Genomic DNA, 13,131 nt, shown 5'->3' on the forward strand with positions numbered 1-13,131 from the left:
TTTTTCTCTCTCACCCCTCCTGCCTTGGTCTTCTGTTTGGGGGGGGGGGGGGGGGCCGCCCCCCCCCCCCCCCCCACCACCGGTGTCACCTGTTTAGCGGGTGCCGGTCTGGCCGGCGGTCTTCTTGGCCGGGTCGGCCTTCCCCCCGGAGGCCTTGCCGTTCTGGGTGCCGCCCTTGGCGGTGCCCTGGGTGGTGCTCTTGCCGCCGGCCTTGCCGGTGGTGACGCCCTTGCCGGCGACCGGTGCCCCGCTGCCGGGGACCAGCACCGGCGCGTCGGTCCGGGCGGTGTCGCCCGGTCCGGCCGGGACGGCGTCGGCGGTGCCCTGCGGCACGACCTTCTTGTCGGCCGGCGCCGGGGCGGTCACCGACTTGGCGGCGATGCTCGGCGCAACGGCCGGGGCCGCTGCCGGGGCCGCGGCCAGCTTCAGCGTCACGGTGCTCTGCAGCGCTGCGGGCTTCACCCAGCCGGACAGCGTACCGGCGTACGCGGTGCCGAACGCGGTCGAGCCGATGGACAGCTTCTGGGTGGTGCCGGTGGGCATGGTGGCCTGGATCTGGACACCGGCCGGGGCGGACACCGTCACGGTGTCGCCGACCCGGTACGCGGTGACCTGGCCGGCGGCGACGGCCGCGTTCCAGGCCGCCCGGCGCTGGAACTCGACGCCGATGTCCTTCTGCGCCAGGTTCACGACCGGGGCGTTGTCGGCGTGCAGCGAGCGGTAGGTCGAGAGGACCTTCTCCAGCACCGGGTAGACGATCCGGTCCTCGGACAGGTTCGACTGGTGGATGAAGTGCGGCCGCGGGTCGTTGCTCAGCACGTGGCCGAGGTCGATCCGGGCCTCCAGCGGCACGATGTACGACTGGTAGCCGGTGTTGACGTTCAGCGGCGCCGGCAGGCAGGTGGAGTTGGCGTTGCTCTCGCAGACGCCGCTGCCGCCGTTGGCCGCGCTGGTGTAGATCCAGTTGTACTCGTCGGTCTCCTCCTTCGCCGTGGCGGCGTTGTAGAAGACGTTCATCGGGTACCGCGGCACGGTCAGCGTGGACGAGCCGACGGCCCGCTGGGCGGGCTCGCGGGAGGCGTCGCTCGCGGTCCACTTGACCCCGTTGGCGGCCAGCGAGGGCGCCAGGTAGGGGTTGTCGCTGGTCTCCTGCGGGGCGGTCAGCAGACCGGAGTGCTCACCGGTGACCAGCTCGGCCTTGTCGATGGTCAGGTGGTGCGCCGCGGCCCAGTCGAGGTTGTTCTTGACCTGGGACGTGATGGTGGCCTGGTCGACCCAGACGGTGTTGCCGGTGGCGTCCTTGGTGCACTTCCACGGCACCACCGAGACGTCCTGCAGGCAGCCCAGGTACGGGTGCGTGTAGGTGTGGTTGATCCACCGGTAGCTGGCCTGGTCGGCGATCATCTGGTCCGCCACCGGGTCGGTGGTGGCCGCGTGGTCGGCCTTCCAGTCCTCGCTGCCGCCGCCGTTGAACACCATGTCCATGGTGAAGTTGTTGGCGGTCTGCCACTGCTTGGCGTACTGCGCGTCGGCGACCGTCATCCGGATCGGGTTGGCCGTCTCGGGGGTGCCGGGCGGGCAGGTGACGTCGCCGGGGGTGCACTTGAGCACGGTGTCCCAGCGGTCGTCGGCCAGGAAGACGTCGTCCACGTGGGCCGCGAAGTAGTTGCGGTCGTAGCCGAGGTGGACGCCCTGGGTGATCCAGTCGACGATGCCGCGCGCCAGCAGCCGGTACTGCTGCTGGTACTGGTTGTAGACGAAGGTGACGACCAGTTCCTTGCGGCCGTCGTGGCTGTACTCGCCGACCAGCGAGCCGCGCGCGGTGGAGCCCGGGATCGGGGCGTCCACCAGCGGCGTGAACGAGGCACCTGCCGGCAGGGAGGCCAGCGGGGTGGCCAGGTAGCCGTAGCTCTCGTCCACCGACGGGTCGTTGTCCTCGAACGGGACGGCGCCCTTGAGGTAGCCGAACGGGCCGGCCAGGCCGGCACTGGTGACCTGGCCCTGGACGCCGTCCAGCTTGCCCATGTAGCCAGGGTCGGCCGCCCAGTTCAGGCCGACGTCCGGCTGGGCGTAGGTGTAGGCGTCGACCTGGCGGACGCCGAAGGCGGCCTCGTAGGTGGCGAGGGCCGTCATCTCGGCGGAGCCCGCCGCGAACGGATTGTTGTTGGGCATGACGATGCCCTGGTACTTGCCGCGCGGCTGCCCGTTGATCGTGTCGCTGAGGAAGGCGGCGTCGATGACCGGGCGGTTGGCGTCGTTGAGGTCGACGAGCTTGTACGGGGTGCCCTGGCTCTTCAGCTCGGCGGCGACGGCCGCCGTCGCGGGCCCGCCGTCACTGATCACCAGGACCGTGAGGTCGATCCTGGGAGCCGTACCGGCACCGTGTGCGAGGGATGACTGCAGGCCGCCGGCCAGCAGCACTGCTGCCGCGCAGGCGGCAACTCTTCGGGTCGCTCGACCCATGTGGTGTTCCTCCCCTGGGCAGGGCGCTCCGCTGCTCGGCGCTCGCCTGCCCTGTCGCTGTTCGCGGGCAGCAGGCTGCCCGGCGCCCATCCTGGTGGATACTCCGCACCGATTGGGACCAAATGGGCGGGAGTGCAGCGAATCTGTTACCAACGTTCATGGCGATGCCATGAAGGCGCTGATTGTGGCCGGAACTGCACCCTCGACGCAAATAATGAATTGAGAATTAAAAACCGGAGCCTGAGCGTTACTGCTGCTCACCGACCGTGTAGCGGGGGTGGGGCCGCCGCGCCCTACACTGGCGGCGTTGCGCATGACACTCTTGCACATCCCCGCGTTCCGCCGGGCAGGTTCATGCAATATCGCGCTGGGTTGTGCCACGTCACAGTCCGAATATCCAATGGAGGCCACCGCGTGACCGAGCAGCAGACCGAGACCGCCGCTATCCAGGCCACCGGGAAAGCGGCTCAGACGTCGGCGCAGGCCGCCCGGGAGGCCGCCGCGCAGGCCCGGAGTCTCGGCCTGCGCGGCGCCGCCAACGCCCGCGATCTCGGCGGCTACCGGACGGCCGACGGCCGGGTGCTGCGGCACGGCGTCGCGCTCCGTAGCGACGGCCTCAACCGGCTCACCGACGAGGACCTCGGCCTGCTCGGTTCGCTCGGCCTGCGCCAGGTGGTCGACCTGCGCAGCCTCGACGAGGTCCGCGAGGCCGGCCCCGACCGCGTCCCCGGCCTGCCGGTCGCCGAGATCGCGGCCGCCGAGCTGTCCGCCGCCCCGATCACCGTGGAGCGCACCACGCCGGACGGCGTGACCCTGCACCACCTGCCGGTCTTCGCCGCCGACTTCGACATCTACGTCGCCCTGCGCGACGCCCTGGCCGACCGCAGCCCGGAGAAGCAGCGCGCCCTGCTGGGCGACGGCAGGGCCGCCGCGATGATGACCGGCCTCTACCGCTGGTTCGTCACCGACCCGGTGGCCCGCGAGCGCTTCGCCACCGTGCTGCGCCTGCTGGCCGCGCCGGACGGCCCGCCGCTGCTCTTCCACTGCTCGGCCGGCAAGGACCGCACCGGCTGGACGGCCGCGCTGCTGCTGACCGCCCTCGGGGTGGACCGCGAGACGGTCTTCGCCGACTACCTGCTCACCAACGAGCGCTCCGCCGCGATCGTCGAGACCATCGTCGACAGCTTCTTCACACGCGGTCTGATGCAGGAGCCGGAGCTGCTGCTCCCGGTCTTCCGGGCGGAGCGCTGCTACCTGGAGGCGGCCTTCGAGGAGGTCGCGGCCGGCTGGGTCACCTTCGAGAAGTTCTGGCAGGACGGCCTGGGGCTGGACGACGAGGTGCTGGCGGGCCTGCGGGCCAACCTGCTGACGGCGCCCTGAGCCTGCCGCTCAGCCTGCCGCGCGGCCCCCGCGGCCCCTCGTCCGGTCCGGCCCCAGGCCCGGCCGCTCAGCCCTCGCTGATCAGGCCCTCGCGCAGCTGCGTGAGGGTCTTGGTCAGCAGCCGGGAGACGTGCATCTGGGAGATGCCGATCTCGTCGCCGATCTGAGACTGGGTGAGGTTGCCGAAGAACCGCAGCATGATGATCCGGCGCTCGCGCGGCGGCAGCTTGGCCAGCAGCGGCTTCAGCGACTCGCGGTACTCGACGCCCTCCAGCGCGAGGTCCTCGTAGCCGAGCCGCTCGGCCAGCGGGCCGTCGCCGTCCTCCTCGCCGGGGCTGGAGTCCAGCGAGCTGGCGGTGTACGCGTTGCCCACCGCCAGGCCCTCGACCACGTCCTCCTCGCTGACGCCCAGGCAGGTGGCCAGCTCGGCGACGGTGGGGGAGCGGTCCAGCCGCTGGGCCAGGTCGTCGCCGGCTTTGGTGAGCGCCAGCCGCAGCTCCTGGAGCCGCCGGGGCACTCGCACCGACCAGCTGGTGTCCCGGAAGAAGCGCTTGATCTCGCCGACGACGGTCGGCATAGCGAAGGTGGGGAACTCCACCCCGCGCTCCGGGTCGAACCGGTCGATCGCCTTGATCAGGCCGATCGTGCCGACCTGGACGATGTCCTCCATCGGCTCGTTGCGGCTGCGGAACCGGGCCGAGGCGTACCGGACCAGCGGCAGGTTGAGCTCGATCAGGGTGTCGCGGACGTAGGTGTGCTCGGCGCTGCCGGCCTCCAGGGCGGCCAGCCGCAGGAAGAGCGAGCGGGAGAGCGTCCGGGTGTCCAGTCCGGCGCCGGAGGTGGCCTCCACGGGCGGCTGGGCCGCCGTCCGGGCCTGTTCCGCCGTTCCCGGCGGAGCGTCGGGGGCGGGCGGGGCTTCGGCCGGGCCCCGCTGGACCGGGATCAGGTCGACGGCGACCGTCGTGCCACTGGCCTGACCACCGTGGATCTCTGCAGCGCCCAGCTCTCCGGACATGCACCCACCCCCTTGTGACTGACATTTGAACGGGTGCTGTCGCACGGAGGTTCCCGGCGACGCCCTCCCCCTCCATACCGGAACACGGTCCCCGGCAAACCCGAACGTCGCAAGACGTCACGCGTCGGTAACGCGGAGCAATCTCGGGTCCATTGCCTTTTCGCGGTGTTCTGCCGGGATTGTGACGGTCAGTCTTCCCAGGAATTGCCGGCCCGAAGCCTGGTCAGGATTCGGGACAACAGTCGCGAGACGTGCATCTGGGACATTCCCAGCTCGGTGCTGATCTGCGATTGCGTCAGATTGGCGAAGAACCGCAGCATGACGATCCGCCGTTCCCGTTCCGGCAGCTGCACCAGGAGGTGGCGGACCATGTCCCGGTGTTCGACCTCGGCCAGTGCCGAGTCCTCGTAGCCGAGCCGGTCCAGCAGGGCGAGCCCGCCCTCGTGCTCCTGCGCCGCCTCCAGCGAGGCCGCGTTGTACGCCCGACCGGCGTCCAGGCAGGCCCGGACGTCCTCCTCGGGGATGCGCAGGCTGGCGGCGATCTCCGGCACCTTCGGGGTCCGGCCGTGGACCACCGTCAGCTCCTCCATCGCGCCGCTGACCTGCACCCAGAGCTCCTGGAGCCGGCGCGGGACGTGCATGGTGCGGACGTTGTCCCGGAAGTACCGCTTGATCTCGCCGAGGATGGTGGGCAGCGCGTAGGTCGGGAACTGGACGCCGCGGGTGGGGTCGAACCGGTCGATCGCGTTGATCAGGCCGATCGTGCCGACCTGGACCACGTCCTCCATCGGCTCGCTGCGGCTGCGGAAGCGGGTGGCCGCGTAGCGGACCAGCGGGATGTTGACCTCGATCAGGGCGGCCCTGACCCGCTCGCGCTCGGGGGCGTCCGGGGGTAGCTCGGCGAGCCGCTCGAAGAGCACCCTGGTCAGGGTCCGGACGTCCACCACGGGGCGGCCGCCGGGGCCGCGCAGGCTGTCCGGGCGCAGTTCGCCGGCCGGGCTGATGATGGCGGCCAGCACCTCGTCGGGCGGCATGGCCTGGGCCGGTGGCTGGGCCTGTGGGTGAGTCTGCGGTGGGCTCAGGCTCTGGGTCTGGGGGTGGGCCTGGGGCTGGGGCGGCGGTTGGGCCGGGGGCTGGCTCCGGGCCGGTGGCTGGGCCTGGGCCGGAGCGTGGGCCGCGGGCTGGGCGGGTGGGGCCGGCGCCGGTGTGGCGGCCGTTGTACTGGTCTGCGCAGCGGCCGGCCCGGTATCGGTTCCCGGCGCGCTCCCTGGTGTCCGCACGGACACGTCACCCCTCCCAAAGTCGACAATGGTGGGACTTGCGGATCGGGTGTCGCGTCTCGGTGCACCACCTCGCCATGTCCGGCAAAACCGGTCATAGCATCACAAGGCGGGCGCAGGTCGGGCAAGCACCACACAGAGGTGTGTTGGTGATGTGGTGGCGCTTCACCAGGCCTCCCGGCGGGGCCGCGGAAGGACCGTTCGGGGACATGGCAAGGCGCCCCGCCCGGGTCTCGGGCGGGGCGCCTGGGCCGTCCGGGGGATGTCCCGGGATCAGACCTCGATGTCGGCGATCACCCAGGTGGCGAACTCGCGCCACTGGCCGGCCGCGGCCTGGTGGGCCGGGTGGGTGAGGTAGGCCTGCAGCGCCTCACGGTCCTCGACCAGGCTGTTGATCGCGTAGTCGTGGGCGATGTCGCGCTCGGTGGTGTTCCAGCCGCACTCCCACTCACGCAGCTCGGGAATGACCGGGCCGAGCGCCTCGAAGGCCTTGGCGCCGGCGAGCGCGCGCTCGTCGTCCTTGCTGACGCCTTCGTTGAGCTTGAACAGGACCAGGTGCCGGATCACGATGCCGCTCCTCGCGGACGGGGGGTTGAGGGACGGGCCCACCGTAGCCGGTGCCGGAGGAGCTACTTCACCAGGCCGGTCATGAAGGTGCCGATCGCCTTGGCGGCGTTCGAGATGCCCTCGAAGCCCAGCTGGACGAGTTCGGCGGCGCGGGCCGGCGAGGTGATGATCGTGTAGAGCACGAAGACGAGCAGGAGAACCATGCCGATCTTCTTAGCCTGCGCCATCGGGTGACCTTCCTCCCTGCCGTGGGCCGCCGCCATTCGGTCCCCGAGCGTCCCTCTGCATTGGGCAGCTTATCCACCGGACGGCCTATCAAGTGTGCGACGCGTTCACCCGGCGGGACGAAGGTCCCCGTGACTGGGGCCTTTCTCCGGGTGCCCGCGAGCGAGGCGTCGAGCAGGATGGTTGATGTACCGAGGATCTGGCAGGAATTCCCGGTACGTGGATCCGGAGCTCCCCGCTGTGGGACCGGTGCCGCGACTTCCCCCGACGCGGCCCCGGTTGTGGGACTCCGCCGGGGGAGCGGTTGTTCCCCCCGAACCGCTCCCCCCATCCAGGCTCCGTACTCGAAGGGCGTTGGTGGTCATCGGCCCCGGGCGCGGAGCCCTTTCCGCGGATGAGGGTGCGCGGAAACGACGAGGGCCCCGTCCGGTTCGGACGGGGCCCTCGTGTTGCTGGCGGTAGCGGTGGGATTCGAACCCACGGTGAAGTTGCCCCCACACACGCTTTCGAGGCGTGCTCCTTTGGCCGCTCGGACACGCTACCGAGGGGAACTCTACCGGACGGGTGGCGCCGTCACGAAATCCGTATCGGGGCGGCCGGTCCCGCGGGTGTTCGGCCGGGTGTTCGGCCGGGTGTTCAGCGGTGGGTGTCGAAGAAGGCGCGGAGCTGTTCGGCGCAGTCGTCGGCGAGGACACCCCGGATCACCTCGGGGCGGTGGTTGAGCCGGCGGTCGCGCATCACGTCGAACAGGGAGCCGGCGGCGCCGGCCTTCTCGTCGAGGGCGCCGTAGACCACCCGGTCGATCCGGGAGAGGACGATGGCGCCCGCGCACATGGTGCAGGGCTCCAGGGTGACGACGAGGGTGCAGCCGCTCAGGCGCCACGCACCGGTCTTTGCGGCGGCCTCGCGGATGGCGACCACTTCGGCGTGGGCGGTCGGGTCGCCGACCGCCTCGCGCTCGTTGTGGCCGCGTCCGATCACCTCGCCGTCCGGACCCAGGACGAGCGCCCCGACCGGGACGTCCCCGGTGGCCGGCGCCAGTGCGGCCTCGGCGATGGCGAGGCGCATCGGCGCCGCCCAGCGTTCGCGGACCGGGTCGGGGCGGACGGGGGCGGGGAGCGGGGCCACCTGCGGGACAGCCCGGTGGGCTGCCTGCGGGACTGCCTGGCTGGCGGAAGCGGACTGCATGGCATCCAGTGTCCGGCATCCGGTGGCGGGCACCGGTCGCTGCCGGCCGTTACCGGACCGCCTCCAGGACCTCGCCGCAGCCGAGGGCCTCGGCGATCTCCTCCAGGGCGTCGCCCGGAACGGCGCCCTCGCCGCTGAGGGCGAGCAGCTCCTCGGAGGGCAGTCCGAACTCGGAGAGCAGGTGGGAGTCGCCCAGCGGGCCGACCGGGACGCCGCCGCTGGTGCCGGCGTCGTCGTCCTCCTGCTCCTGTGCCTCCTCCTCGTCCTCCAGCTCGGCGACCAGGTTGTCGAGGTCGCCGAACTCGCTCTCGCCGGCCTGGTCGACCAGCTCGTCGGTGAGGACGGAGCCGTACGAGCTGCGGGCGGCGGCGGCGCCGTCCGACACGAAGATCCGCGGGTCCTCCTCACCGTCCACCCGGACGACGGCGAACCAGGCGTCCTCCTGCTCGATGAAGACCAGGACGCTGTCGTCGTCCTGGGCGGCCTCGCGGGCCAGGTCGGCCAGATCGGCCAGGGTTTCGACGTCGTCGAGTTCCGTCTCGCTCACATCCCACCCGTCCTCGGTGCGAGCAAGCACTGCAGCGAAGTACGCCACCAGGGACACTCCCAAGATCTCGGTCTCGGCTGTCGGCGCGCTCGGGCCACGCGGAATCTGGCCGCCCCCGCGCCAGAGGCGGTCCGCTGTTCGGACCGTCCCATCGGAATCGTGACAGAAAGCCCGGCTTTGCGGGGGGTGTTCGGCAGCGCGTCTTTGCAGGTCGTGTCGGAAGGGTTGGCCGGGGGCCGGTGCAGGGCCGCCGGGCCGGTCCGGGACCGCTCGAACGGCGGCCGGACGGCGCTCGGGGACGCGCGGAGGGAGGTGGGAAGGGGGTGGGAGGCGTGTCAGATCCGGAAGGTTCGCATCCGCATCGCTTCGCGCATACGGCGCTCCTTGGTGCGGCGGGGCTGCACCCGCTCCCGTAGTTCGCGCGCCTCGGCGAGCTCACGCAGGAAGGCGGCCCGCCGCTTACGGCGTTCCGCCTCGGTCTCCGGATGCTCCGGGGGTTGGTCCGAGCGCCCGCCCGACGGGCCCGGGAGCCCGTCCGCCGAGCCGTCCCCGGTCCTCGGGTTGCTCGTCATACGACGTGACTTTCCCAGATCGGCCCGATTGATACCACAGGAGGCCGTTCCGTCCGGACATTCGCGGTGCGTCACGGCGCGTCACGGCAGAGTGAACGCGGCCGGCCGCGGCGTGTCGTACGAGCGTCCGGGCCCGGGCTAACCTCGATGCATGCGGATCCACGTCGTCGACCACCCCCTGGTCGCCCACAAGCTCTCCACCCTGCGCGACGAGCGCACCGACTCGCCGACCTTCCGTCGCCTGACCGACGAGCTGGTGACCCTCCTCGCGTACGAGGCCACCCGGGACGTCCGCACCGAGGCGGTGGAGATCACCACGCCCGTGGCGGTCACCACCGGCACCCGGCTGAGCTACCCGCGCCCGCTGGTGGTGCCGATCCTCCGGGCCGGCCTCGGCATGCTGGACGGCATGACCCGGCTGCTGCCGACCGCCGAGGTGGGTTTCCTCGGCATGGTGCGCAACGAGGAGACCCTGGAGGCCTCCACCTACGCCACCCGGATGCCGGACGACCTCTCCGGCCGCCAGGTCTACGTGCTCGACCCGATGCTGGCCACCGGCGGCACGCTGGTGGCGGCGATCCGGATGCTGATCGAGCGGGGCGCCACCGACGTCACCGCCGTGGTGCTGCTGGCCGCGCCCGAGGGCGTCGCGGTGATGGAGAAGGAGCTGGCCGGTCTGCCGGTCACCGTCGTCACCGCCGCGGTCGACGAGCGGCTGAACGAGAACGGCTACATCGTCCCCGGCCTGGGCGACGCGGGCGACCGTCTGTACGGCACGGCCGGCTGACCCCCTGTCCTGACGAGGAGAGCCCCCCGGCACCGTGCCGGGGGGCTCTCGTACGTTCGCGGGCGGCCGGCTCAGCAGCTGCCGGTGGTGCTGGGGGTCGGTGAGGGCTTGGTGGCCAGCGCCAGTGCGGCGGCGGCCTGGGTCTCGTCCAGCAGGGTGTTGTAGCTGTCGCCGACGACGACGTCCACGCTGTTGTCGGTGCGGGCGTCCGCGGTGATGGTGGCCCCGGCGATCTGCGAACTGATCAGGGTGGCGGCGCCGGCGCCGGCCGGGCCGGCGATCACCACGGCGGTGCCGGGCACCTTCTTGTCCAGCTCGGCCGGGGCGTTGCCCTTCTTGTCCACGGTGAAGCCGCGCTTCGTGAACTCGTCGGCCGTCCGCCCGGCCAGGCCGGACTTGGTGGTGGCGTTGAAGACGTTCAGCTTGAAGCCGGCCGGCTGCGGGATGGCGTGCGGGTCGCCGGCGGGGGCACCCGGGGCGCCCGGGGACGCGTCCGGGGTGGGAGTGGGCGCGGCCAGCGGCTTGCCGGACGGGGACGCGCAGGCCTGGGCGGAGGCGTTCTTGCCCTTGCCGGTGAAGATGTCGTAGAGCTGGACGCCGCCGAGCGCGATCAGCGCCAGCGCGAGCAGCGAGCCGATCAGGGCCATGACCTTGCGGCTCTTCTTGGGCGGCCGGCCCAGCCGTGGATAGCTGTTGCCGGTGACGCGGTACTGCTTCCCCTTCAGGCCTTGGGGAGTCAACATGCTCACGGTTTGTCTCCCCCTCGTGCCAGGGCGGGGATCGGGTGACGGGTCGGCCGGGGTTGGCGTTCGCCGTGGTCGCGGCCGTAGTCAGCAGACTAGTGCCGGACGGCTGAGAAGGTACTAAATGATCATCATCTGGAGTATGCCGGTACCCGAAAGGAGGTATCCGGGTACGAACGGACCGCCCTCCGGCGGATGACCGGAAGGCGGGACGAGGGCGCGCGTGAGCGGCCCGTCACTCCATTTCGAGGACACGGGCGTGCAGCACCTGGCGCTGTTGCAGCGCGGCGCGTACGGCCCGGTGCAGCCCGTCCTCCAGGTAGAGGTCGCCGTGCCATTTCACGACGTGGGCGAAGAGATCGCCGTAGAAGGTGGAGTCCTCCGCGAGGAGGGTCTCCAGGTCGAGTTGACCCTTGGTGGTCACCAGCTGGTCCAGCCGCACCGGGCGTGGGGCGACGTCCGCCCACTGGCGGGTGCTGGTCCGGCCGTGATCCGGGTACGGCCGCCCATTGCCGATGCGCTTGAAGATCACACGGAAAGCCTACCGTTTGGGCGGCGGATGGCGCAGCAGCCGCGGCGCCGCCACGCGCTCAGGTGCGAGCTGCGGGCGGACGATTGCGGCTGTTTCATGGGAAATGTCGCGAACGTCGCCCCTCAGCTCTGCCTCTGGAGTGTGCCCGATGTCCACCGCCGAGCCGCCGTCCTCCGCCGTCGTCCCCACCCGGGTGCGGGAGATCGCCGACGGATACGCCTTCACCGGGCCCGCCCTCGACCTCGGCGCGGTGCTGCTGGACGGCACCGCCTACCCCGGTGCCCCGGTGCGGATCCCGCTCGGGGTGCTCAACCGGCACGGCCTGGTGGCGGGCGCCACCGGCACCGGCAAGACCAAGACCCTCCAGCTGATCGCCGAACAGCTCTCCGCGCAGGGCGTGCCCGTGTTCCTGGCCGACATCAAGGGCGACGTCTCCGGCGTCTCCGCGCCCGGCGTGCCGAGCGAGCGGACGGCGGCCCGCGCGGCCGAGGTCGGGCAGAGCTGGTCGCCGCAGGGCTGCCCGAGCGAGTTCTACGCGCTCGGCGGCCTCGGCACGGGCATCCCGATCCGGGCCACCGTCACCAGCTTCGGCCCGCTGCTGCTCGCCAAGGTGCTGGACCTGAACGAGACCCAGGAGGCCTCGCTCGGGCTGGTCTTCCACTACGCCGACCGGAGCGGCCTGGAGCTGTACGACCTCAAGGACCTCACCGCCGTCATCACCTTCCTCGCCTCGCCGGAGGGCAAGGAGGAGCTGAAGGGCATCGGCGGGCTCTCCGCGGCGACCGCCGGGGTGATCCTGCGGTCACTCACCCTGCTGGAGAACGAGGGCGCGGGGGCGTTCTTCGGCGAGCCGGAGTTCGACACCGCCGAGCTGCTGCGGACTGCCGATGGGGGCACCTCCCACCCGGAGGGCGGGGGAGGGCGGGGCATCGTCTCCGTCCTGGAGCTGCCCGCGGTGCAGGACCGGCCGCGGCTCTTCTCCACCTTCCTGATGTGGCTGCTGGCCGACCTCTACCAGGAGCTGCCCGAGGTGGGGGACCTGGAGAAGCCCAAGCTGGTCTTCTTCTTCGACGAGGCGCACCTGCTGTTCAAGGGTGCGTCCAAGGCCTTCCTGGAGGCGATCACCCAGACCGTCCGGCTGATCCGCTCCAAGGGCGTCGGGATCTTCTTCGTCACCCAGACGCCGAAGGACGTGCCTTCGGACGTGCTGGCCCAGCTCGGCAACCGGGTGCAGCACGCGCTGCGGGCCTTCACCCCGGACGACGCCAAGGCGCTCAAGGCGACGGTCTCGACCTTCCCCAAGTCGCCCGCCTACGACCTGGGGGAGGTGCTGACCTCGCTCGGCACCGGCGAGGCGGTGGTGACGGTGCTCTCCGAGAAGGGCGCGCCGACGCCGGTCGCGGCGACCAGGCTGCGGGCGCCGCAGTCGCTGATGGGGCCGGTCGAGGCGGGGGCGTTGCGGGCGGCGGTGGACGCGTCCGCCCTGACGGCCCGGTACCGGGACGCGGTCGACCGGGAGTCGGCGTACGAGAAGCTGGCGGCCAGGGCGGCGCGGCCGGAGGCGGTGCCGGTGCCGGCTCCTGGCTCGGAATCCGCTCCCGAGCCCTCGCGGGAGCGGGCGCCTTCGGAAACGCGTCGGCAGGAGCGGGAGGAGAAGGACGGCGGCGGGCTGCTCGGGTCGCTGCTGAGCAACCCGACGCTCAAGTCCTTCGCCCGCTCGGCCGGGACGCAGCTTGGGCGGGAGATCTCGCGCAGCCTGTTCGGGACGTCCCGGCGGCGGCGCTGACACCCCCTCCGCCCGGTCGGGCGGAGTGCAGTCGGGCGGAGGGCGC

At 71.6% G+C, this 13,131-nt stretch carries 13 protein-coding genes and 1 tRNA gene; 3 read left to right on the plus strand and 11 right to left on the minus strand.

Annotated features, from left to right (window positions below):
- Positions 1 to 93: 93 nt before the first annotated feature.
- Positions 94 to 2,463: a hypothetical protein gene (locus ACZ6NC_RS25040; protein WP_465735994.1), complete on the minus strand. Its 2,370-nt coding sequence runs from the start codon at positions 2,461 to 2,463 to the stop codon at positions 94 to 96.
- A gap of 414 nt (positions 2,464 to 2,877) precedes the next feature.
- Between ACZ6NC_RS25040 and ACZ6NC_RS25045 the strand changes: the two genes are divergently transcribed.
- Positions 2,878 to 3,843: a tyrosine-protein phosphatase gene (locus ACZ6NC_RS25045; RefSeq protein WP_465735995.1), complete on the plus strand. Its 966-nt coding sequence runs from the start codon at positions 2,878 to 2,880 to the stop codon at positions 3,841 to 3,843.
- Between the two features lie 67 nt (positions 3,844 to 3,910).
- Here the strand turns inward: ACZ6NC_RS25045 and ACZ6NC_RS25050 are convergent, their stop codons facing one another.
- The 8 genes from ACZ6NC_RS25050 to ACZ6NC_RS25085 all read right to left on the minus strand — a co-directional run bounded on the left by ACZ6NC_RS25050 (position 3,911) and on the right by ACZ6NC_RS25085 (position 9,237).
- The gene (locus ACZ6NC_RS25050) at positions 3,911 to 4,858 is read right to left on the minus strand and encodes an RNA polymerase sigma factor SigF (protein ID WP_465735996.1); all 948 of its coding nucleotides are present in this window, start codon (positions 4,856 to 4,858) and stop codon (positions 3,911 to 3,913) included.
- A 188-nt stretch (positions 4,859 to 5,046) separates the two neighbouring features.
- On the minus strand, positions 5,047 to 5,892 hold the full coding sequence (locus tag ACZ6NC_RS25055; protein ID WP_465735997.1) for an RNA polymerase sigma factor SigF: 846 nt from the start codon (positions 5,890 to 5,892) through the stop codon (positions 5,047 to 5,049).
- Between the two features lie 519 nt (positions 5,893 to 6,411).
- On the minus strand, positions 6,412 to 6,705 hold the full coding sequence (locus ACZ6NC_RS25060; RefSeq protein WP_148643967.1) for a Dabb family protein: 294 nt from the start codon (positions 6,703 to 6,705) through the stop codon (positions 6,412 to 6,414).
- A gap of 62 nt (positions 6,706 to 6,767) precedes the next feature.
- Positions 6,768 to 6,932: a hypothetical protein gene (locus ACZ6NC_RS25065; protein WP_174315669.1), complete on the minus strand. Its 165-nt coding sequence runs from the start codon at positions 6,930 to 6,932 to the stop codon at positions 6,768 to 6,770.
- Positions 6,933 to 7,383: 451 nt separating this feature from the next.
- Positions 7,384 to 7,473 (minus strand) — tRNA-Ser (locus ACZ6NC_RS25070).
- 93 nt (positions 7,474 to 7,566) lie between these two features.
- Positions 7,567 to 8,118 carry a tRNA adenosine(34) deaminase TadA gene (gene tadA, locus ACZ6NC_RS25075; protein WP_465735998.1) on the minus strand — a complete coding sequence of 184 codons (552 nt, stop codon included), beginning with the start codon at positions 8,116 to 8,118 and terminating at the stop codon, positions 7,567 to 7,569.
- Positions 8,119 to 8,167: 49 nt separating this feature from the next.
- The gene (locus ACZ6NC_RS25080) at positions 8,168 to 8,713 is read right to left on the minus strand and encodes a tRNA adenosine deaminase-associated protein (RefSeq protein ID WP_465735999.1); all 546 of its coding nucleotides are present in this window, start codon (positions 8,711 to 8,713) and stop codon (positions 8,168 to 8,170) included.
- 287 nt (positions 8,714 to 9,000) lie between these two features.
- Entirely contained in the window at positions 9,001 to 9,237 is a 237-nt protein-coding gene (locus ACZ6NC_RS25085) for a hypothetical protein (RefSeq protein WP_465736000.1), read from the minus strand.
- 151 nt (positions 9,238 to 9,388) lie between these two features.
- Here ACZ6NC_RS25085 and upp point away from each other — a divergent pair, with 151 nt between their 5' ends.
- Entirely contained in the window at positions 9,389 to 10,024 is a 636-nt protein-coding gene (gene upp / locus ACZ6NC_RS25090) for a uracil phosphoribosyltransferase (RefSeq protein ID WP_465736001.1), read from the plus strand.
- A gap of 71 nt (positions 10,025 to 10,095) precedes the next feature.
- Here upp and ACZ6NC_RS25095 read toward each other — a convergent pair whose 3' ends face one another.
- Both ACZ6NC_RS25095 and ACZ6NC_RS25100 read right to left on the minus strand, forming a co-directional pair.
- Entirely contained in the window at positions 10,096 to 10,767 is a 672-nt protein-coding gene (locus ACZ6NC_RS25095; protein ID WP_465736032.1) for a LytR C-terminal domain-containing protein, read from the minus strand.
- 235 nt (positions 10,768 to 11,002) lie between these two features.
- On the minus strand, positions 11,003 to 11,299 hold the full coding sequence (locus ACZ6NC_RS25100) for a type II toxin-antitoxin system VapB family antitoxin (RefSeq protein ID WP_030061387.1): 297 nt from the start codon (positions 11,297 to 11,299) through the stop codon (positions 11,003 to 11,005).
- A 148-nt stretch (positions 11,300 to 11,447) separates the two neighbouring features.
- Here ACZ6NC_RS25100 and ACZ6NC_RS25105 point away from each other — a divergent pair, with 148 nt between their 5' ends.
- A complete protein-coding gene (locus tag ACZ6NC_RS25105) occupies positions 11,448 to 13,085 on the plus strand; it encodes a helicase HerA-like domain-containing protein (protein ID WP_465736002.1) in 1,638 nt (545 codons plus the stop codon).
- The last annotated feature ends 46 nt before the right edge of the window (positions 13,086 to 13,131 follow it).

Source organism: Kitasatospora sp. NPDC041988 (assembly GCF_055588525.1).